Origin of the sequence: Oliverpabstia sp., assembly GCF_022785585.1 — a bacterium.
In the GTDB taxonomy this organism is placed as follows: Bacteria; Bacillota; Clostridia; order Lachnospirales; family Lachnospiraceae; genus Oliverpabstia; species Oliverpabstia intestinalis.
This window is the reverse complement of the sequence record NZ_JALFPR010000147.1, coordinates 25,033-45,176: the sequence shown is the minus strand read 5'-3', so window position 1 is coordinate 45,176 and position 20,144 is coordinate 25,033. Positions and strand designations below refer to the sequence as shown.

The window sequence follows — 20,144 nt, the reverse complement described above, 5'->3', positions numbered from 1 at the left end:
AATCAAGAATCCTTCCAGTATATCCCGATCTATTTCACTGCAGCTTTTAATTCCAGGATATTCCCTTTTTAAGTATGCCGAGAATTTCCTCATTATTGTCAATTCTCCAGCTATTGTTCCTATCGCTTCATATTTCAGATTCATGTAAACAGCTTTTTTGCATTCTTCCCGGATATCTGGCTGGTATATTTTCCTGAAGTTCAGGGTTTCTATGTTATAAATAGGATTATATCGAATTTCTATATCCAAATTTTTTAGTATCCAGACATCCTTTTCTATCTCATCCCTTAAGTCCTCTGGTTCCAAATACTTCAGGATTCTTCTAAAATACAATATTTTTTCTGCTTCGCCATAAGTAACAGTTCCATAGACACTTTTTTTCTTCTTGGTAGTCGAAATTCCCTGTTCCATCATCCAGCCTTTTAGAAGTGTTATCCATTTTTCTTCTGTGCGATCACTAAGGCTGTTGATATTTCGATTTATTCTATTGTTTAAAAACTTTACAATGCAGTTATAATTGAGTCTGTCAAAACGCAATTTTGAATAATTCCCAATCTTGCCACGATACATAATGTAACTTCGGAATTCTTCTTTTAGTGTCTGTGTTGGAAGCAGTGACAAATCAAATTTTCCATTATCTTTATGTTTTCCTTCTTTTATACAATTTGGAAATTCTCTAAAGTAAATGACATCGCTTTCCATTTCATTCCCCTTTCTTCAGCCACGAAGCCAAGCTGCTCTCCTGCATACTGAAAAATTCTTCATTTGCCTGTGCAATTTTCTTTGGCATATAATCAATGTACTGCCTTGTCATTTCTTCATAGGTGTGTCCGAGATAGTCACGAATGCTCTGGAGTGATACATCATTGTCATAAAACATGGTAGCTACTGTATGTCGATAGTCATGCGCTTTAAAAATATATTCTCCATTCGCTATCTCATTTTCTCTGCATGCCTTTAGCATCTGGTGGCGAAACGTACTATAATAACAAGCTCCACCTTTCGTATTTTGAAAAATATATTCTTCCGGCCTGGTTCCATTTTTCTTCAGATATACTTCCATAAGCTGGTATAATGCTTTTGGTATTGGTATTTTCTTATAATTTTTCATTTTCACCTGATATACCTGAATCCAGCAATCCTTCCCCTGCTGGTAATAAGCATTTCCTTTTAAGGTACACACTTCACTTGCCCGAAGTCCCAGGCACCATAGATGCAGGAACATACACCGAAGCCGTTCTGGAAAAAGATATAATTTTTTTAAAATCTCCATATATACGGTTTCTTCTACACTTCGGTCATGATGTACTGTTATTACCTTTTGCTGGAAATACTCTATACGAAATGGCATTTTGGGAATATACTTCCGGACTTCCATAAATTTAAAGAAATGTCCTATACCGAATATCCTCTCATTAAAACCTTTCGCCTGTATTTTCCGCTCCCGAAGGCTCTTTGCATATTGTTCCAAATGTTCTGCCTTTGCATCTACAGCAAGGATATTTTCCTGCTCAAGCATTTCCAGAAAATTCCTTATAAATATAAATCTGTTACGAATTGTGCTTACTGCCTGTCCAGTCACACCAAGCTCATATTTCATGTATTCCTGCAGGATTTTACGGTTCTGCAACTCTCTTATCTCCATAAAAGAAATACTTTTTAGCGAGCTACTTTCGTTAATGCGACTCTTATCTAAATGAAACTTTTCTATGTACCAGACCGTGGCATCCCATTGAATCCGTTCCTGCTGCATAAAAGCATCTTTTCTGCATTCCTCTATAATACTTAAATGCCTCATTAGCGTTTTATTTTTTGTATCTGCAAAATCTTGGGAAATTGTTTGAATCTGCCTTATTTCCAGCACTCCAATATCCTGAATATTTTGCCGGGCACAGGAATCATATAGTATATTTAACGCCTTCAATCTGTTATTTTTATATGCTATACTTTCCGAAGTCTTTGCCACAATGTGACTCAACGTAGCAAAAATTTGTCGTTTTAGTATTTCGGAACAATTCTTCTTGAAATCCCATACCAAAACCCTGAGAACATTGGTATATTTAAAATTCTCGGCAATCTGTTGATCCGGATAATATTTCAGGTAAAAAACTTTATTCTGGTATCGCCATTCATAAAATCTTTTTCCAGTCAGTGTCTGCATCTGCCGGTATATATGCTGTTGTTTTATAGCATCATATATGCTCAGATACCACATGATCTTATCAGGCTTCAATTTTTTTCTTAAATATTGCTCGTAAGAAATCCGCAGTTCATAATCCATTTCTGTTAAAATCCAGACTTCTCTGTCTGTCAGAAATTTTTTCACATGATTAACTGGTGTTTTTACTTTTATCTGTATCGGAAGTGAATCGATCTCTGCATATAGTTCCTGCTTCTTCTTTTCAATGTCCTCTTGATATTCAGTCCTGTGTTCTGCCTGCTGTAGTAAATATACAGGCATTTTTCACACCTCCTATTCCAGCAGACGGTCTGCTCCGTAAATAGCAGAATGCCGTTCATAAAACTCGTTGCTTGCTTCTACCAACTCGTCATCCAGCCAGTCCAGATACTTCATCGTGGTATCCAGATGCTTGTGTCCCAGTGCCTGACTGATCATCTCCAATTGCCATCCTGCATCCTTTCGCATATTTGCAAAATAGTGGCGGAGCATGTGAGGTGTGATCTTGACTCCGGTTTTCTTTTCCATCCGATCCAGCATATCGTATACACTGTCTACCTTTAAGGGTTTTCCAATGCCATCTCCCATAATATTTACAAACAGGTAATCCTGATGTTGCAGGATTTTCCGGTACCTTGCCAGATAATCCATCAGGAATTCAAAAGTGTCATTGCTTATCTTGGCACTCCGGTATTCCGCATTCTTGGCTCTTGCTTCGTTCTCGTTATCTTCCCGGAAGCACACCCGGATCATGTGGTTCTTGTAATCAATGTCCTTGACATATTTTACTCCCAGCAGTTCCCCGATCCGGTATCCGGTCTCTGCTAATAAAAGCAGCAGAAGCTGATCCCGGCGGTTGGTACACGCCTGCAGGATCGTCACAATCTGATTTTCCTTTGCTGCCCTGCCACGATGTTCTTCCTCTTTTAGATAGCCTTTAAAAGAATGATTTCGAAGCACCTTTTTAACACCGACCTGATCGACTGCGATGATCTGGTTATAAGATAATGTCTTGAGGCTGCCATACTGTTCGTATTCCGCCTCAATAAATAAATAGAACCTGAACACATCTTTTAAGTATGCGTTGCAGGTTCCTTGATTTGGACATTTCTTCATTTTTCCATTGGATTGTTTCGTGTGATTTCCAACTCTGAGCCAGTATAAGAACCCCACAAAATGCTCTGTCTGTTCTTCATAGTCCAGCTGGTAGACTTCAGTAAGCTCCATTTCCTTTTCTTCCATGTAGCCCATATAATAGCAGATGGCAAAGGCGGATCGCTTTACGGTATTTGGTGACCGTCTGCATTTAATCTTGTGCATCAGATATTTGCTCGGCAGTTCTTCGATTGCCATCGTATCAAGATCTCGGATGTAAAAATATCTTTCTGTTCCATCTTTTATCGTTTCTACTTTGTAGCTCATGAACTGCCTCCTTTCCTCTAACGCTATACACAGTATACCCAACTCATGCCGATAAAGCTATCACCAATACCACCAATTCGGTCAAAACCGTCCCTGAAATACCACTAAACTTTTTGTCCTATCTGCCGTCCAGATCTGGGCAGAACCAACAACACTGCGATTGCTCTCAGCTGTAGTAACGCTCCACCTTCCGGCTTCGAATGAAATCTTCTACCTCTTCGATTCGCTCTGCCATCCGGCACTTTGGCAGGGCATCCAGAACATCACTCCGGTACCTGCCTTTCTTCGTGGCTCGGTGGTCTAAAATAGACACAACGCAGGTGTCCTGCTCTGTGCGGATCGCCCGGCCGAATCCCTGGCGCAGTTTCTTCTGCATATCCGGGACTACGATGGTCTGGATATAGGATTCCAGGGATCGGTACTGTTCCTTCTGTGCTTCATGGATGGGGTCCGGAACAGAAAACGGCAGTTTTACGATAATGAGAGAGGATACCATGTCCCCCGGAAAGTCCACACCTTCCCAGCAGGAGCCGGCTGCGAACAGCACTGCATTCTCCATCTTCTTAAACCGTGCGATCTCTTCCTGAGAGTTTCTCCATACCTGCACCATCGGGAACGGGATCTGATCCCGCAAAAGCTGCTGCACATTTCCCATCAGGGTATAAGATGTGAACAGTACCAGCGTATGCCCGTAAGTGGAACACACCAGATCACGGATCTGTCCGGCAAGCTGTTCGGCCTCTTCCCGGCTTCCCTTTTTCCTTGGTTTTAAATGCTCCGGGATGTAAAGCAGACAGTTCTCTTTGTAGCAGAAGGGGGATTCTGCCACACACTCCCGGACGCCCGTTTCTTTTTCCAGCCCGGTCATCTGTCTGGTCCTTGCAAAACCGTTTCCGGCTTTTAAGGTGCCGCTGGTTAAGATCGCCGGAAATCCCCGGCTCCATAAAGTGGCGTCCAGATATTTCGGGATCTCCCGGTTAACCGCCATAAAAGTTAAATGTTCCCGGCTGTCCTGCTGTAAAAATAAAATATACCTTTTGTCGTTCTTTAAAAACCAGCCGAACAGCTCTTCCATCTCTTCCAGCCGCCGAAAGATCCAGTAAGGAATGTTCCCGGCGAGCCTTTTGATCATAAGCTGAAGCCTTTCCTGCATCTGGGCTAAGGCTGTGCCAGCTCCCGGCGGAAAATAAAAACTTTCTTTTCCAGCCATGTCTTCGATGCCATCTTTCCGGTGCTTTCGGATTTCTTCCTGAAGAGTGTTAAATCCTTCCTGCAGCCATTTTCCTTCTGTTCCCTTATGCTCCCTGGCTAAAAAATAACGGATTTCCTGCACATCTTCCCTACCAATGCTTCGTCCATACATCTGGCTGGCAGCTTCCGGGAGCTTGTGAGCCTCATCCACAACCAGAGCCCTGTAATCTGCCAGAAGCGGCCGGTACCCATTCGCCCGGTGCATGGCATCTGCCAGAAGATAATTGTGATTGCAGATCTGTAAAAAAATGTCCTCTTTCCTGGAAATATCCAGATGCTTCTGATAACGGCATCCTGCTTTCCCCGGACACTCCCTGGGGCAGAATTTCGGTACGCACACCAGCCTGCGGTCAAAACCGCTCAGGTTATGTACGGAATCTAAATCAAAGTTATGCCGGAGGAACTTCAATGCCTCCATCTGTGCCTGATTTTTATTCTTGTCCCGGACTGCCTCTAATCTCTGGGCCAGCCTGTAATCGCATACAAAGTGTTCCTTTCCCTTGCGGACGACTGCTTTTAATTCTCCCTGAAGCAGATCTGCTTTTAACAGTACCTCCGATAAGAAAGGAACATATTCTTCTATGATTGCTTTCTGTAAGGCGATACTGGAAGTGGATACCACCACAGGCCGCCTGTCGCATCCCGAATAGCCGGAATGCAGTACACTATATTTCCGCATCAGGATGCAGGCTGTCAGATAGGCATAGGTCTTTCCGATACCGACTCCTGCATCACAGAGCGTGATCTCATTTTTCATAAGGGCATCCAGCATTTCATGGCAGAGACGAATTTGTTCTTCTCTTACATGAAGCCCGGCTTCTGGGAGAAGTTCCCGAAAGATCCTTTCCACTTCGCCATGCGCCCTTTTCTGATATTCATTTTTATAACACATTATTTCTCCTTGCCGGAAAGCTTATCTTACCATTCCCTTACGGACAGCTCTTGCAACATCCGGTACTTTTTGTCCCTGCTCCTGCATGTTCTTTATAGCAGCATTTCCCTTTGCCATCATCCTTCGGATATCTGTCCTGGAAACATTCCATGTCTTTACTTTCTGTGGAGCTTTCTTTACCTGCTCGGATAAATGACATTCACATAGTTTTGGATAAACCACCATTGCTTCCGGCAATTCCAGCGGATATTCGATCATAGGATGATACACAATATCCCGGATCACCTCTTCATAGCATGCCATCTGCATTCTGGCCGTACTGTCCTGATAGATATTTTTTCCTTTCATGGCACTGTAGACCTGCGATGAGATGTATCCCAGTGATTCAAAACTGCAGTACCCATACGGAGTTACGCCAGAAAGGGAATCCGGATCTTTTAAGGCATTCAGATAGACTTCTTTCCCCTGGGCAATCAGCCACATCCGAAAATCAGAAAACCTGTCATCACTGCACCCGGTTTCCATCATAATACCTGCCGCTGTCCATAAGCCATACTTATAAGCCGCATCCCGATAACTGTAAACAAGATTGTGAAATTGCAGGACATCCTCTGGTGGCATATAGAAAAGCTGCTGCTTGATCCACACTGCCGAAGCCTCCAGATCGGTGCCGCAGACTTCCTTTGCTTTTTCAATCAGATTCCAGAATTGATCCTTGCTCATTCCACTTCTTTTTGTTTCTTCCATCTGTTCTCTCCCCTTGATGTGACGTTAATACCACAAGAATACGGCTGTAGTTTCCCACAGCCGCATGGTATCTGATATCAACGACACACTTCTTCATTGATTTCTATTATTTTATCTTGCTGTTCCGCATTTGACCTCGCACCCCCGGAACCATCCTGCTTTCAGGAAAGGGGACACTACAGGCGGACGGCTGGCCTGCCGCCTCTCACAGATGTCCTGGGGGTCTTTCTGATTACAACCCGGAGTCCATCTTCCGCTCTTTGGCTGGTAACGTGTATCATTATCCCCCGTCCGTGATCCTGGCGAAAGGCTGCCACCGCCTTATTCACAGCTATGCTTCCTCGCTCCAAGTCTAAGAATCTTTACCCTTCACTTAATCATGGCGCTCATGCTGTCACGCTTCTACGGTTGGGAACGTACCTGTAGTGCCGATATTCACTTGCCAAAGAACAGCCGAGGGATGTCCCTCTGCTTACTAGCCGATGGCAGTATATTTTTTTATTCAGTCTACAGAAAATTTTTTATCTTGCATCCCCGGATCTGTTTTTCTTCTTTGCCGGATTTTTCTGTTGTGCATCGTTCTTCCTGCTTTCCTTCTGTTCTTTTTGTTCCTGCTGCGGCATCTTCATCACATGAAGTTCCCCGTTAAACAAAGTAAAAATTTCCGGTGACTGATATTTTTCTTTAAATTTTTCAATCTGCTCCGGTGTCAGTGAAGTAAAATCATCTTCTGTCAGCCCTACTACAAGGAAAGTCCCGGCTATCGCATCATAGACCTGTCCATGATCATCATATAACGCCCGATTCAGGGGCAATCCTTCAAATTTCCCGTTTCCATTTAAAAGGATTCCAACCTCGTCCTCGAATGGATAGGTCATTTCAATGTCACCGCCTACTGCCTGCTGCAGATCCTCCAGCGCATTCGGAATGTTCTTGACATAGGGTTCTTTCATAGGCTCAACTACCAGCACTGTCATCATTTCTTCCTGCATTCCAGATGCTTCTTTTTCATCCATCGTATCAATCCTCCTGTCTGTTCGTTCTAATAGTCAGCCGATGAACCCCTTTTGTTTTATTCAAATTTCATGGACTTTTTGATCTTTCCCCGTAATCTCCGCAATCTTGTATAAACCGTCTGCTCCGGCAGTTCCATATGATGACTAATCTCTTTTGGTGCATATCCCATCATCTTCATGACAACCATCTGAAGGGTTTTCTTGTCAGTTGATAGCAGAATCTGAAGCAGATCTTCATTCTCCACGGTATCCAGCAGGGCTTCCACGCTCTCTGGCTGGGACTCTTCGGTTTCTTTTTCTTCCAGAAGCAGTTCCATGCAGTCCAGAAGCGAGGTCTGATGTTCCCGGAATCTCCGCTCTGCCTTGAAATCATCCCAGTCATACTCACGGAGCTTCTGGATCGTCACTTCATCCACGCCCTGTTCACGCAGGATCTTCTCTTCCTCTGCTTTCCACTGGTTCCATCTATATTCTTCTTTTGCTTTGTTATAAGCCACTTATCTTTTCCTCCGACCTGAATTTTTGTGAAATCAAATCGGAGTGTGGCGGTGATCTGGCTCGTTCTTCCTGTCTACAGGAATGCCCGGCATCTCTGCTGTTTCCCTGCAAACACGGATCTCCTTTGTAATCATATCTTTACAAAGGCACAGTGTATCGGATGTACCTGTCAGCTAACGGTCAGAAAACTGTCAATTGACGGTCAGTTTTTATCACCTTCTTTCCAGAATAAATAAAAATAAGACGAACAATCTTTTTACGGATCATTCGCCTTACTGTTTTTCATTTTCATTATTCAATTCAAATTTGTATCCTACCTCTCGCACACTGACAATGCAGTTTCCGGCACCATCTTCAATGGTATTCAGCTTTTTTCTCAATCTTTTAACCAGACACCAAATAATATTTTTTATATCACCAACAGGATAATCTTTCCAGACAATCTGGTAGATCTGTTCAAATGTATAAATTCTCCTAGGCGATGACGCAAGCAGGTAGAGAAAATCATATTCTTTTTTATTGAGATTCAATTCGGTTTGGTTCCAATATGTCTTATGTAACTCTCTGGATATTAACAATTTTCCTTCTCTGATGTTTAATTCTTTTTTCTTATCTTCTGCTTTTCTTGCCCATTCTAAATATCTTCGAGTTAACGAAAAAATATGCAGTTCTAATTCTTCTTTTCCAATATTAATATCAAATACAGAATCTGCACCTGCATGTATAAGAGTCTTTTTATGCCGCAACGGATTTTCTGTTAAAGCAATAACTGGCGTATATGTGATTATTCTTATTGTTGAAATTATTTCTGCGGTAAGATCCAGAGAATCAGTACTGCCAATTACTATAATATCGAAATGAAATAAACTCAATTTCTTCAGGCACTCATAAACAGTGGTTACATAGCATGATTTTATTTGTTTTTTGATTTCAATGTGCATATCCTTTTCCGTATAGAACAGGATATTATAGTCGTTATCACACATATATATTTTCTTTCAGAAGTTATTCGTCAGTACACCATGCCTTTTCTTTAAAAAACATAATGTTGATTAATCTCAGCACATGATTATATGCCCAATTTACAGGAACACTTCCTAAAATTAAAACCATCAGTAAAGAAATCAGAAATAAACTTCCCACATTCAATAACAGCGGTATTTTTAAGATCTGGAAACTGTTCATTGCAATCTGCATCGGATAGTGGAAGAAATATATTCCCATTGTTCTTCGCCCGCTTCCAATAAAAGTAAGAAACAAATTTCTGTCAGGAATAATTGCAAGTAACGAAATTATCATTAAAAACGAGGCTAAATATGTAAATAACCGAATAAGCATTCCTTCCATCTCACTGATATTACTTGCCCTGTAGGAATGATTTCCCCTGAATATATCTACCGGAAGATTATTTCCCAGCATATATGCTGTCATCAGATACAGCAAAATCAGAGTCAGACTCATTAAGATCCATTTTCTCCTGAAGTTTCTTAATACTGTGATATATTGGCTTTTCCATAAATATCCAGCTACAAAAAACGGAAAAAACACAACTATTCTGGAAGCTGACAGGTATGTGGAAAATTCATTTCTTGTTCCGGCCCACAATGAAAATATAATACTTAGTGGAACAATAAATCTTATTCTTCCAAAAGCCTCTATGATAAGTCTGTAAACAAATAGTGCCAATACATACCACATAACGGTTCCGGAAGGGCGCAAGATATCATAATCCATGTTATAACCAAGCCATACCTTGACTGCCCATGTAAAACTATATCCCAGAATATATGGAACCAACAGGTTCTGAATATTTTTCAGTACATTTTGTTTACTTTTTGACAAAAATCCTGAAACAAAAATGAAAGCTGGCATATGAAAAACCGTGATAGCATACCACAACTGACGCACTGCCGGATTCACTTTTACAAGCTGAAATGCAATAATATGATTAAAGACTACCAAAAAGATCAAGATAACTTTTATATTATTGATCAGAAAAAAATATGGTACTCCCTGTTCCTTTGATTTTATATTTGATTCCCCCCCCCTAATATAGAATGATCGGATATCCACCATCAATCGCATTGTATATCACTTCTGCCTGATCAGGCGGCAGATTTATACATCCATGACTTCCGTTTGTTTTATATACGTCTCCTCCAAATTCCGGCTGCCAGTCCGCATCATGCAGTCCCTGTCCATATACAAATGGCATCCAGTATGTAACCGGAACTTCATATCCATAAATGTCACTGGACAGTGTGAATGGACTTGCTTTATAAGCAATCGCATAAGCACCCGTATAAGTTGCACGATCTTCTGTTGGAAGTCCGCTGATTACGTCTGTGTCTGTCACAAGTACTCCGTTTTTATACAGCCAGAGATGTTGCTGTTCCAGACTGACTTCTATATAGCTTCCATTCAGATCATCTGTTCCATTTCGTGACAGACCTTCTTTTTCATAAATTGGTGAACGCTGAATGGTTGTTCCGCTTTGCAGATCTGCACAAAGCTGTTCGAATTCGGCATCCTGGTCAATGCGAAAGCCATACTCATTATTACTTATTGTTACAGTCTGACCATTGGATGTATAGAAAGATCTTGGCACATATATTGTGTTGTATTCACTTGCCAGACTTTCTATATACGCTCTGACTTTATCAGAGTCAATTTCAACTTTGTCCCCTGAAATGACCATCCAGGAATTGATCGTTGCAGAATCAATTGTTTCTGTTACATCACCAAACAGATACGTAATTGAAGTATTATTATATTTTTCTATATTCGTGTTTAGTTCTGATAAACGACTGAGCAGTTCTTCAGATGATGCCGTAACAGCAGCCTGACTGTATGTATTTTCATTTATATCTACAGAAATCGCCTTTCTGAAAAAATCCTCTTCCAGATTTCTTTGGATACAATCGGATGTGTACTGCAATAATCGGTTTGGATCAATCTGATTGCCCTGCACTGCATCAACAATAATAAATTTTTTGCTTGTATCGTCATATTTTATATAGGCATCTTCAGAATTGATTCGCTCTGTATCTGCTGTAAAATGCTCCGCTGAGAGTGTCTCAGATAATCGGTTATCATCCCTGACAACTTCATATGGAATTTTCCAATCTTCTCTGGGCTCAAATATTGTTCTTTTCTTCCATATTTCTTTCTTCAGTTTAAACAGTTCTGTTTCTAATGTCTGTGTATTAAGCGAATATCCCAGTTCTCTTAATGAAACCGTATAAACACTCTTTCCATTCTCATAAAAAGAAACCGTTTTATCTTCAAAAGCCGTATTTATTTTTTCTGTTGCCTGATCTGGTGTGAGACGGGATACATTCTGTCCATAGACAAATGTTTTACAACCCATTGTCTGTGTATCTGTTACGATCTCATATGCGACAAATCCCACGGTCAAAACGATCATCAGCAGGATGCTTATAGATAAAATGAATTTTAACTTCTGCTTCCTCTTCCCTTTTCTGTTTGTTGGTTGTCTTTGTTCTCCTCTCTTCTTTCGTTCACTCATTTTCAATGCTCCTTTTATCTCCCCATATTTTAATTTCATACTGCTATTTCGGTAATTCTATAGAAAAAACAGTTCCGTTTGTTTCATCACTGGATGCCCATATTCGTCCATTATGCCTTTCCACAATAGCTTTTGTGATAGAAAGACCAATGCCCATTCCTCCAGTCTTTGTGTTTCTGGATTTATCAACTCGGTAAAACCGTTCAAACAGATGCTCTAAAGCATCTTTCGGTATGATATTTCCTTTATTCTGAACCTGGATCAGGACTGAATCCGTCATCTGTTTATAAATAATGCGTATACTGCTTCCGGTTTCTGCATATTTGATTGCATTTGCTACCAGGTTTGTCATACACTGCTGAATTCTCTGACGGTCTCCACACAACATATCTCCCGATCTGGTACATAGTGTCAGTTTCAGATTTTTTTCCTGGAGTTTCGGTTCAAAGCTCCAGCATAATTTTTCACACAAGCTGCTAAAATCAAATGATTCCAAACGCAGCGGTTCTCTTTGATTTTCCAGTACATATAATTCCTGCAGCTGACGGACAATATGGATCAGTCGCAGAATTTCCTCATAACAGCTCTCCAATCGTTCAGTTGTCGGTTCCCATATTCCATCCAGCATCGCTTCCAGATGCAGCTGCAGGTTGGTTAATGGTGTCCGAAGCTCATGAGCCACATCTGATGAAATCTGACGTTTTTGTATTTCTTCTTTTTCCAAAGCGGCAGACATTTCGTTAATTGCAGTTATTAAACTCTGCGTTTCATCTATGGAGCTCTTTTCCTGAATCTGTACCCCGAATTTTCCTTTTGAAATCTCAGCCGCAGATCTGGTAACATCAGAGATTGGTTTTGTCAGTTTTTTTGACATAATAACACCAAGTATAACTGCCACAAAAATGAATATACCGGACAGTAAAATCAGAAATCGATTTAATGTTCCCAAAAGTCGGATTTCTCCATCTGTATAAGAATACGGTCCATAATATCCGATTGTCAGTTTTCCGGTCTGAACTCCATCTGATTCAAGCAAATATTCTTTTTCCTGATAGGAACCTTCAAATTTAATATAACGGCTGTGCATATTACTTTCTGCATGTTGAAGTGTAAGCTGACATTCCTCTTCCTTATGTGTCCGGATATCCCAGTCTAATTCACCATCCAGCGTCTGAAGCCGTACCAAAAGGCCATTTTGTAAAGCTGCATTTCCAACAATTTCAACCCCTGTCGTTTCGTATTTTTGTTTGTCTTTCTGATAAACTCCTTTCATTTGTTCAACGACAGTTCGCATTTTTTCATCAAGCTGTTCTTTTGCATATCCGCTGAACACATTTTCCATGGAAACTGTATAAAATAGCGCCAGAGATAAAAGAATAACAATGGAAATAAAAGAATACGAAAATATAAGCCTGCCTTTTATTGTTTTCATCTTTGCTCCTTATGGTACAAATTTATATCCAACACCATATATCGTAACAATATATTGTGGTGATTTTGGATCTGGTTCAATTTTCTGTCTGAGATATTTTATATAAGTATCAACACTTCTGTCATATCCATCAAATTCATCTTTCAAAGCAAAATCAATAATCTGCTCTCTCGTGAATGCACGTCCCGGTGATTTTACCAGCAATTCAAAAATATTGTATTCCGTAGGTGTAAGATGAAGTTCTTCATTATTCTTTTTTATACTGTGTGCCTGAAAATTAACATCTAAATAATCAGTTCCAATTTTCAATATTTCCGGCTGGCTTCTTTCCACCCGTCTTAATACTGCCTCCACCCTTGCAATAACATTTCTGGGACTGAAAGGCTTTACAATATAGTCATCTGCACCGCATTGCAGTCCTGCGATCATGTCACTTTCATCCACTTTTGCAGTAAGCATAATAATCGGAATATCTTTTTTCTGATGGATAACCTGGCACACTTCTTTTCCCATAATATCTGGCAGCATTAAATCAAGCAGGATCAGATCCGGTAACTCTGTTTCTGCCAGCTTTATGGCATTTCTTCCATCATAGGCAACAGCAGTCAGATATCCGGCTTTTTCCAGATAAGCCTGAAGTACCTCTGTGATTTTTTTCTCGTCATCTACAATTAATATTTTTTTTGACTGTTTCATAAGTTCACCTTCCGTATATTTTTTATTTCACTTTAACGTTCTGTATTCTTGCATGGTAATCCTGTCATTCAGAATTTTAAGAATGATACCGGAAGCATATATGATTCTTTCCATATTTTTCTTTAAGGCTACTATCGTAAGGATATTCGTTTCTTTTTCAAAATCCACAAATTCCACACCATATATTTTTCGGATTTCCACACAGATCATTTGTGCAGATGTTCCGGCTGGTAAATATAATAAGAAAAACCTTTTTTCCATTTTTCACACCCATTCATTAACACTCGAAAAACAGTGCATTTATAATTCGTTTTTTGCCAAATGCACTGTTTCTCTATTTTATTCTGTCACAGAAATATTTCCGGATAATGCAGAATCATATAATTTCAGATCTACATTTCCATCCGCTGAATCGACAATATACATTTTCACAAGTGGAAGTATTTTATCCATTGTTTCCAGTAAAAGTCTGTATTTCGTTGTATCTTCCGAATATATTTTTGAATTATTTTTATATTCTGTCAGCATACTTAAAAACTTCTCAGTATCACCAGTTGCTTTTGCAATCTGTTCTTCTTTATATGCTTCCGCATTAGATATCAATGCACTTGCGTCCGCTCTGGCCTGAGGAATCAGACTATTATAATATCCATTTGCTTCATTGATAGCTGTTTCTTTTTCTTCTTTTGCAGTTGTTACGTCCAAAAATGCTGCTGATACTGTATCCGGTGGTACAATTTCCTGAATATTAAATGCTGTGATCTGAATTCCCGTATCATACCTGTTCAATTCTTCCTGTGCAAATTTCAGTATCTCATTCTGTGCAGCAGTCTTTTCTGTACTTAAAATATCATCAACCGCTGTATTTGCCATCAGCCTGACAAGTGCTGCCTCGACACTGTATCTTACCAGCTGTTCATTATTTCCATTTACATTATAAAGAAATTTTGCTGCATCACTGACTTTATAATGAACAATTGCCTGTGTCGTTATAATATTTTCATCTCCTGTTAAAAGCTGAATCGCCTGTGGTTCTTCATCTGGCTGGTGAATATGTTCCGGCAGTGACATTCCAACATCTGCTCTTCGAACTTCTGAGACATTGACTTTCTGTACTTCATCTATTGGCCATGGAAATCTGTAATGCAGACCTTCTCCTACAGACTGGCTGCTGATACTGCCAAACCTTCTTACAACAGCCTGTTCACCTGGATTTACTATATAAATTCCTGTCAGAAAATAGATTGCGACAATAGAAATCCCCATAATACCAATTATCTTTTTGGGATTAATATGTCCGAATGCACCCTTAAGATCTTTTACCACTTCATTTTCATGCGGCATTTTAATTTTCTTTAATCTGAATCGAAATCTCTTTTTCTCAGGATTTTGTGTTTCATCACTTTTTGAGGTGGATTTTATTCTTTTTAATGGTATTTTCATTCAGCATTCTCTCCTTCCGCCCCATCTGTGCTTCCACTTAAATATTTCAGTATCTCTGCTGTTGACGGCAAAATCAGTGTTGTGTTACCATCTATTGTTTTCTCATAAGTTTCCAGTGTACGGATAAATTCATAAAACTCAGGATCTTTTTGGTATGCTTCTCCATAAATCCGAATGGCCTCCGCATCACCTTCACCTTTAATCTGCTGTTCCTGCTGATATGCCTCCGCAAGAATCAGCTTTTGTTCTTTTTCTGCATCAGCACGTATTTTAGCTGCCTCTTCACTTCCTTCTGCTCTGTATTTCTGAGCCATCTGCTCACGTTCAGCACTCATTCTGTCATAAACACTCTGCTTGTTGGCTTCTGGAAAATTTAATACACGAATCTGTGCATCCACAACTTCAATGCCATATTCTGCTGCTTTTTCTTTGGCATAGGTAACAGCATCTGTTATCACCGTATCAAGCTGCAGTTCTTCTGCATTGGTATTTACCAGCTGCTCCAGATTGTACTTACCAAGCTGGACACCCAGACTGGAAGAGAAAACATCTGTAAGTCTGGCTTCTGCTCCGATCTGATCTTTCACCGTTTTCAGATACAAAACAGGATCTGTTATTTTCCATGCTCCATAATAATCTAATGACACACTTTTCTTATCTAATGTCAGAAGTTCTATGGAATTAGTCTGATATACCTGAACTCTCTTATCCAGCTTCTGCACAGACTGAACCGGATCTGGAAGTTTTACTTTCAGTCCAGGATTTTCATTTACATTTACAGGATTTCCGAATTGCGTTACAACTGCATATTCAGTTACATCCACTTTATATACCATTAAAGTTGCCACAAAAAGAATTGCTATAAGCCCTGTTCCGATTACTACTTGTTTAGGTATTTTTCTCAATTTGCATTATCCTCCTGGTTTCCTGAATTTGTATTATTTCCAATCCAAAGTTCTGCATTATTCACATTTACATCCGCACCGAGCAGAAGTTTCTGTGCATCCGGAAGTACTTTTTCCATCGCTTCCAGATATAAACGGAACTTTGTTACTTTTTTCGATTTAGAGTACGCATTTTCTTTTTGGGCAAATAAAGCAGCATCTCCTTTGGCTGTCTGAATTTTATCTTCTTTATAACTTTCAGCCTCTGACACAATCTTATATGCATCAGCATTTGCCTGTGGTACTATCGTATTTTTATAAGACAGTGCTTCATTTATGTAAATGCTCTTATCCTGCCTTGCAGTCGCAAGATCCTGAAAACTGGATAATACACTTTCAGGTGGATCAGCTTGGATAAGCTGAACATTCACAATCTCGATCCCTGAGTCACTCTTGTTCAATGTCTGACTGAGTGAATCCCTGGCAGCAGCTTCCATCTGTTCTTTACCATCTGTTAAAATATCATCTATTTTACTGGTTCCTACAATCTGACGAATGCTTGTTGATGCAGCTGACTGTATCAGAGTGTCTATGTTATTCACATTCAGTAAATATGCCGTTGCATCATTAATCCGATAATGCACTGATAAATTTATATTTACCAGATTGGTATCTCCTGTAAGCAATTCCTGAATGCCTGTTTCAATTCTCTGAACCTCTCCTGTATTTACAATTGAAACTTCTTCAATTGGACTGGGTAGTCTGTAATGAATACCTGGTGAAACGTCCTTGGTAATTTTCCCAAATCTTCTGACTACACCTTCCTCATCCAGTTTTACGGTATATATTCCAGATAACAAATATGAGATGAGCATTACAGCACACATACCTGCTGCCATCTTTTTATTTTCATGAAATCCATGATTATAATGTCCATGTTCTTCCACCGCATCCGGGTGCATCAATGCCCGAATATTTTCGGTTAAAATTTCATACCCGGAAATCATCAGAAGAACCATTGCTACAATAGCTGCCAGTTTGTCCAGATCCGGCATTCCAAACAAGGAACCAATTACACCCACTAACACGGCAATCCCACAATACATATCCATTTTGGAATGGTATCCATCTGCTTTAAGACTTTCCGATCCGGTCTGCTCGCCAACATAAATCTTGTACCGTGCCATAAAATAATTAATCACAACACCTACAAAAGCTCCGGCTGCAACAAACGGAACATATTTTAATTCTGTCTGTTCTCCACTGAGTGCATCAGATAAAATCTCAATTCCCATATAAAAAATGAATATTGATACAAAAATTGCCAGGATATGTTCCATTTTTCTTGATATATTTCTTGCTTTTTCTCCACAGAATCTTGCAATCATAAGTCCTGCAAATACAACACTTGTTACAAATAAATCGGTGAAAGAATGGTATGCATTTGCCGCAAGACCAATACTCCCCGAAATATCTGCAAGAAAGAATCTCAGGATAATCAAAATGATATTTGCAATGATTGTCACTAAAATTGTTTTTTCTTTTCTTCCCATCATTAATTACTCCTATGTCTCTGTTAGCATCTTTTTCAGGGTTCTGTCATAAATCTTTAGATCCGCATCATTTAGGATCTGTTGTGATAACTCTTCTGAGAGTTTATCATGTGCCTGTTCATTTAAATGACTTTTTATTGCATCTGACAGTTCCTCTAATGGCTTTAACTCTTCTGCAGATTTGCTTCTTACCAACAAAATATAAAAAGCATTCTGGTATTCGATCACATTACTGAATTCATTTTCATTTAAAGAAAACACTGCTTCAGCAAGTGGTTCAGCCAAATGATTTTTGTAGATTTGCCCCGTTATCTGTCCACCATTCTCAGCTGAAGTATCTTCAGAATATTGTTTTGCTACTTCAGCAAAATCTTTCCCTTCTTTTAATAACCCATATGCTTCTTCGGCAGAAGCCTTTGCCTGCTCTTTCTTTTCGCCATTTTCTCCCTGACTGATCCAGATCAGACTCAGCTCTACAGAGGCCGGTGTCACCAGAGATTCTTTATTCTCTTCGTAATACTGTTTGATTTCTTCCTCTGTAGGTTCATCTAGATTTGTATCTACTGTTTCCTGGTGCATCACCTGATAAAGATACTGAACCTGCAGTTCTTCAAAACTGTGGCTGTTTTCTCCATCATCCGCACCATCAGTGCTTTTTTCCAATAACAATTCTTTGGCAATCATCTGTTCTACCAGTTTCTTTTTCTCCTCAAAAGTAGAAAATTTGGAACGATATTCTTCTGATAATTCCTGAAATTCTTTATAAAAGTCACCCAGTGTATAACGTCTGCTGTGAACCACAAATAAAGTGTCATTTTTTCTTGTTGTATATTCTTTATCTATATTTTCCTGCAACAAAATATTTTCAATTTCTTTTGTTACTTCGGATAATTTTTTTACCCCTCCTTCTTTTTTCTGATTTACTTTTATGATACTGATACTTCCATCTTCATTTTCTATCGGTTCGCTGATTTCACCTTCTTTCATAGTGGCAATTGTTTTTCCCAGTTCTGTATCCGAAGACAGGTCTATCGAATTTTTGAATACCTTCTTATCTTTGCCAAAAGAACCTGCTATATTTTCGAGACTTTCTCCGGAACGTATTTTTCTTACTGCTTCTGTAGCAGTATCCATCTTTCCGTCCGCAATTTTTATTTCGCTGTAATCCGCTGAAGCAGACGTTTGATATTTTTCTTTATTCTGCTCATAGTAATCAGAGATTTCTTCTTTTGTTGGTGTATTAACTTCTAATACGTCATAATTCACCTGTAATCCTGATGTTTTTTTCAAATCCTCAAAGTATGTTTCAAAAAAACTTCCATCTTTTTCAGAAGCAAGTGTCTTTCTGATTTCTTCTTCTGACTCATCCAGGCTTTTTCCTTTGAATTTATCCTGATTTTCTGAATAGTACTGCTGAACTTCTGTCTTGGAAATTGACTCAGGAGATACATTTTCTTCATGAAGCTGCGACATATACTGTTCAACTGTTGCATCATTCAACAGATCTTCCATATTATGCTGAACTTCTTCCCTGCCAGTGATTCCCTTTTCTTTGGCCCAGTTTAAAATCATTTGTTCCGAAGCCATTTTGGATACCATTTCCTGATATCCTTCTAATGAATCTACAGGATGTATTTCGCACTCTTCCGTTGCATCACACTTTGAATGGTCATAACCATGTGTTGGACATAGCATATGCTCTCTTTCTTTTGCACCTTCTGCAGCAATAAAATTCTTTAGTTCTTCTATTGTTATCTTCTGATCATTATAAGTTGCTACAACATCCGGGGCCGGTGGCTTTGGCTCCTGTAGCATTGGCAGGCTGTGGTATATGCCCAATGCTGCCCCGCCCAGAGCCATCGCTCCAAATACCCCCAGCGGCCATCTCCTTCTGGTACGTTGTTCTGGTACAACCATTATCTCATGTTCTGGTTCTGACTCTTCCTCCTCGACGGATTCCGTCATTTCACCATCCCTAGGCACTTCTTCCTGCTTGTCTTTAGTTTTTTTCTCCTTTTTCGTATTTTTAAATCCCATAGCATGTAAAAAGTCCGACAGCACTGTTTCTGATTCTATCTCGTTATTCAGATCACCATCCTTTCCCTTTTGTTCCAGTTCATTTTCATCATCCTGTACCTGCGGTATTTTGTCATTTTCTGCCATTTTACATTCTCCTGAAATGCATAAATATTTTGCAGGCACAGTATAAAGAAAAGTTATGGGAAAATTATGGGGATTTACAGAAAAAGTGGCAGCCTGCGCTGCCACTCCCTTTGTCGGATCACCATATATTCTATAATTCACATATATGTTCCAGACCTGTATCAATAATCAGGCGAACATGTTTATCTGCAAGACTGTAAAATATCAGTTTTCCTTCCCGTCTCCTCTTTATTAAGCGGTGTGCTTTTAGAATATTTAACTGGTGCGATACGGATGATTCTGACATATCCAGTTCTTTGGCAAGACAATTTACACATGTTTCTTTTTCGTGGAGGGCAAGTAAAATCCTGATTCGTGAAGTATTTCCAAAAATTTTAAACAGTTCTGCTACAGAATACAGTTCATTTTCATTCAAATATGAAATTCCCCAGTTATCCAA

Annotated in this window: 16 protein-coding genes and 1 pseudogene; all 17 read right to left on the bottom strand. The window is 39.6% G+C overall.

The window, feature by feature from the left end; genetic code table 11:
* Window positions 1-702, bottom strand: a pseudogene (locus tag MSA64_RS10430) (tyrosine-type recombinase/integrase); the annotation flags it as partial.
* Between the two features lies 1 nt (window position 703).
* Window positions 704-2,461: a tyrosine-type recombinase/integrase gene (locus tag MSA64_RS10425; RefSeq protein WP_270339505.1), complete on the bottom strand. Its 1,758-nt coding sequence runs from the start codon at window positions 2,459-2,461 to the stop codon at window positions 704-706.
* Window positions 2,462-2,473: 12 nt separating this feature from the next.
* A complete protein-coding gene (locus MSA64_RS10420; protein WP_270339503.1) occupies window positions 2,474-3,601 on the bottom strand; it encodes a tyrosine-type recombinase/integrase in 1,128 nt (375 codons plus the stop codon).
* Window positions 3,602-3,767: 166 nt separating this feature from the next.
* Window positions 3,768-5,744: an ATP-dependent DNA helicase gene (locus MSA64_RS10415; protein ID WP_287891537.1), complete on the bottom strand. Its 1,977-nt coding sequence runs from the start codon at window positions 5,742-5,744 to the stop codon at window positions 3,768-3,770.
* A gap of 21 nt (window positions 5,745-5,765) precedes the next feature.
* Window positions 5,766-6,491 carry a DUF4240 domain-containing protein gene (locus tag MSA64_RS10410; RefSeq protein ID WP_270339501.1) on the bottom strand — a complete coding sequence of 242 codons (726 nt, stop codon included), beginning with the start codon at window positions 6,489-6,491 and terminating at the stop codon, window positions 5,766-5,768.
* Window positions 6,492-7,012: 521 nt separating this feature from the next.
* Window positions 7,013-7,507: a DUF3846 domain-containing protein gene (locus tag MSA64_RS10405; RefSeq protein WP_287891536.1), complete on the bottom strand. Its 495-nt coding sequence runs from the start codon at window positions 7,505-7,507 to the stop codon at window positions 7,013-7,015.
* A 56-nt stretch (window positions 7,508-7,563) separates the two neighbouring features.
* Window positions 7,564-8,004 carry an ECF-type sigma factor gene (locus MSA64_RS10400; protein ID WP_270339499.1) on the bottom strand — a complete coding sequence of 147 codons (441 nt, stop codon included), beginning with the start codon at window positions 8,002-8,004 and terminating at the stop codon, window positions 7,564-7,566.
* Window positions 8,005-8,277: 273 nt separating this feature from the next.
* The gene (locus MSA64_RS10395) at window positions 8,278-8,946 is read right to left on the bottom strand and encodes a winged helix-turn-helix transcriptional regulator (protein WP_270339498.1); all 669 of its coding nucleotides are present in this window, start codon (window positions 8,944-8,946) and stop codon (window positions 8,278-8,280) included.
* Window positions 8,947-9,010: 64 nt separating this feature from the next.
* Complete coding sequence (locus MSA64_RS10390; protein ID WP_287891535.1) at window positions 9,011-10,090, bottom strand: acyltransferase family protein; 1,080 nt, start codon at window positions 10,088-10,090, stop codon at window positions 9,011-9,013.
* Complete coding sequence (locus tag MSA64_RS10385; protein ID WP_287891534.1) at window positions 10,053-11,534, bottom strand: L,D-transpeptidase family protein; 1,482 nt, start codon at window positions 11,532-11,534, stop codon at window positions 10,053-10,055. Before MSA64_RS10385 ends, MSA64_RS10390 begins: the two co-directional genes overlap by 38 nt.
* Window positions 11,535-11,577: 43 nt before the next feature.
* A complete protein-coding gene (locus MSA64_RS10380; protein WP_270339496.1) occupies window positions 11,578-12,966 on the bottom strand; it encodes a sensor histidine kinase in 1,389 nt (462 codons plus the stop codon).
* 9 nt (window positions 12,967-12,975) lie between these two features.
* Entirely contained in the window at window positions 12,976-13,662 is a 687-nt protein-coding gene (locus MSA64_RS10375; RefSeq protein WP_270339495.1) for a response regulator transcription factor, read from the bottom strand.
* A gap of 339 nt (window positions 13,663-14,001) precedes the next feature.
* Entirely contained in the window at window positions 14,002-15,006 is a 1,005-nt protein-coding gene (gene hflK / locus MSA64_RS10370) for an FtsH protease activity modulator HflK (RefSeq protein WP_287891533.1), read from the bottom strand.
* Window positions 15,007-15,101: 95 nt separating this feature from the next.
* Window positions 15,102-16,010, bottom strand: a complete 909-nt coding sequence (gene hflC, locus MSA64_RS10365) for a protease modulator HflC (RefSeq protein WP_270339492.1) — start codon at window positions 16,008-16,010, stop codon at window positions 15,102-15,104.
* Window positions 16,007-17,545 carry an FtsH protease activity modulator HflK gene (gene hflK / locus MSA64_RS10360; protein ID WP_287891532.1) on the bottom strand — a complete coding sequence of 513 codons (1,539 nt, stop codon included), beginning with the start codon at window positions 17,543-17,545 and terminating at the stop codon, window positions 16,007-16,009. Before hflK (MSA64_RS10360) ends, hflC begins: the two co-directional genes overlap by 4 nt.
* Window positions 17,546-17,554: 9 nt before the next feature.
* On the bottom strand, window positions 17,555-19,705 hold the full coding sequence (locus tag MSA64_RS10355) for a peptidylprolyl isomerase (protein WP_270339490.1): 2,151 nt from the start codon (window positions 19,703-19,705) through the stop codon (window positions 17,555-17,557).
* Between the two features lie 130 nt (window positions 19,706-19,835).
* Window positions 19,836-20,120 carry an ArsR/SmtB family transcription factor gene (locus tag MSA64_RS12100; protein ID WP_270339489.1) on the bottom strand — a complete coding sequence of 95 codons (285 nt, stop codon included), beginning with the start codon at window positions 20,118-20,120 and terminating at the stop codon, window positions 19,836-19,838.
* Window positions 20,121-20,144 lie beyond the last annotated feature (24 nt).

Excerpts from the sequence above, each read along its gene's own strand:
- MSA64_RS10425 (WP_270339505.1), bottom strand. The coding sequence starts at position 2,461 with ATGCCTGTATATTTACTACAGCAGGCAGAACACAGGACTGAATATCAA.
- MSA64_RS10420 (WP_270339503.1), bottom strand. The coding sequence starts at position 3,601 with ATGAGCTACAAAGTAGAAACGATAAAAGATGGAACAGAAAGATATTTT.
- MSA64_RS10415 (WP_287891537.1), bottom strand. The coding sequence starts at position 5,744 with ATGTGTTATAAAAATGAATATCAGAAAAGGGCGCATGGCGAAGTGGAA.
- MSA64_RS10410 (WP_270339501.1), bottom strand. The coding sequence starts at position 6,491 with ATGGAAGAAACAAAAAGAAGTGGAATGAGCAAGGATCAATTCTGGAAT.
- MSA64_RS10405 (WP_287891536.1), bottom strand. The coding sequence starts at position 7,507 with ATGGATGAAAAAGAAGCATCTGGAATGCAGGAAGAAATGATGACAGTG.
- MSA64_RS10395 (WP_270339498.1), bottom strand. The coding sequence starts at position 8,946 with ATGCACATTGAAATCAAAAAACAAATAAAATCATGCTATGTAACCACT.
- MSA64_RS10390 (WP_287891535.1), bottom strand. The coding sequence starts at position 10,090 with ATGCGATTGATGGTGGATATCCGATCATTCTATATTAGGGGGGGGGAA.
- MSA64_RS10385 (WP_287891534.1), bottom strand. The coding sequence starts at position 11,534 with ATGAGTGAACGAAAGAAGAGAGGAGAACAAAGACAACCAACAAACAGA.
- MSA64_RS10380 (WP_270339496.1), bottom strand. The coding sequence starts at position 12,966 with ATGAAAACAATAAAAGGCAGGCTTATATTTTCGTATTCTTTTATTTCC.
- MSA64_RS10375 (WP_270339495.1), bottom strand. The coding sequence starts at position 13,662 with ATGAAACAGTCAAAAAAAATATTAATTGTAGATGACGAGAAAAAAATC.
- hflK (WP_287891533.1), bottom strand. The coding sequence starts at position 15,006 with ATGCCGCATGAAAATGAAGTGGTAAAAGATCTTAAGGGTGCATTCGGA.
- hflK (WP_287891532.1), bottom strand. The coding sequence starts at position 17,545 with ATGATGGGAAGAAAAGAAAAAACAATTTTAGTGACAATCATTGCAAAT.
- MSA64_RS10355 (WP_270339490.1), bottom strand. The coding sequence starts at position 19,705 with ATGGCAGAAAATGACAAAATACCGCAGGTACAGGATGATGAAAATGAA.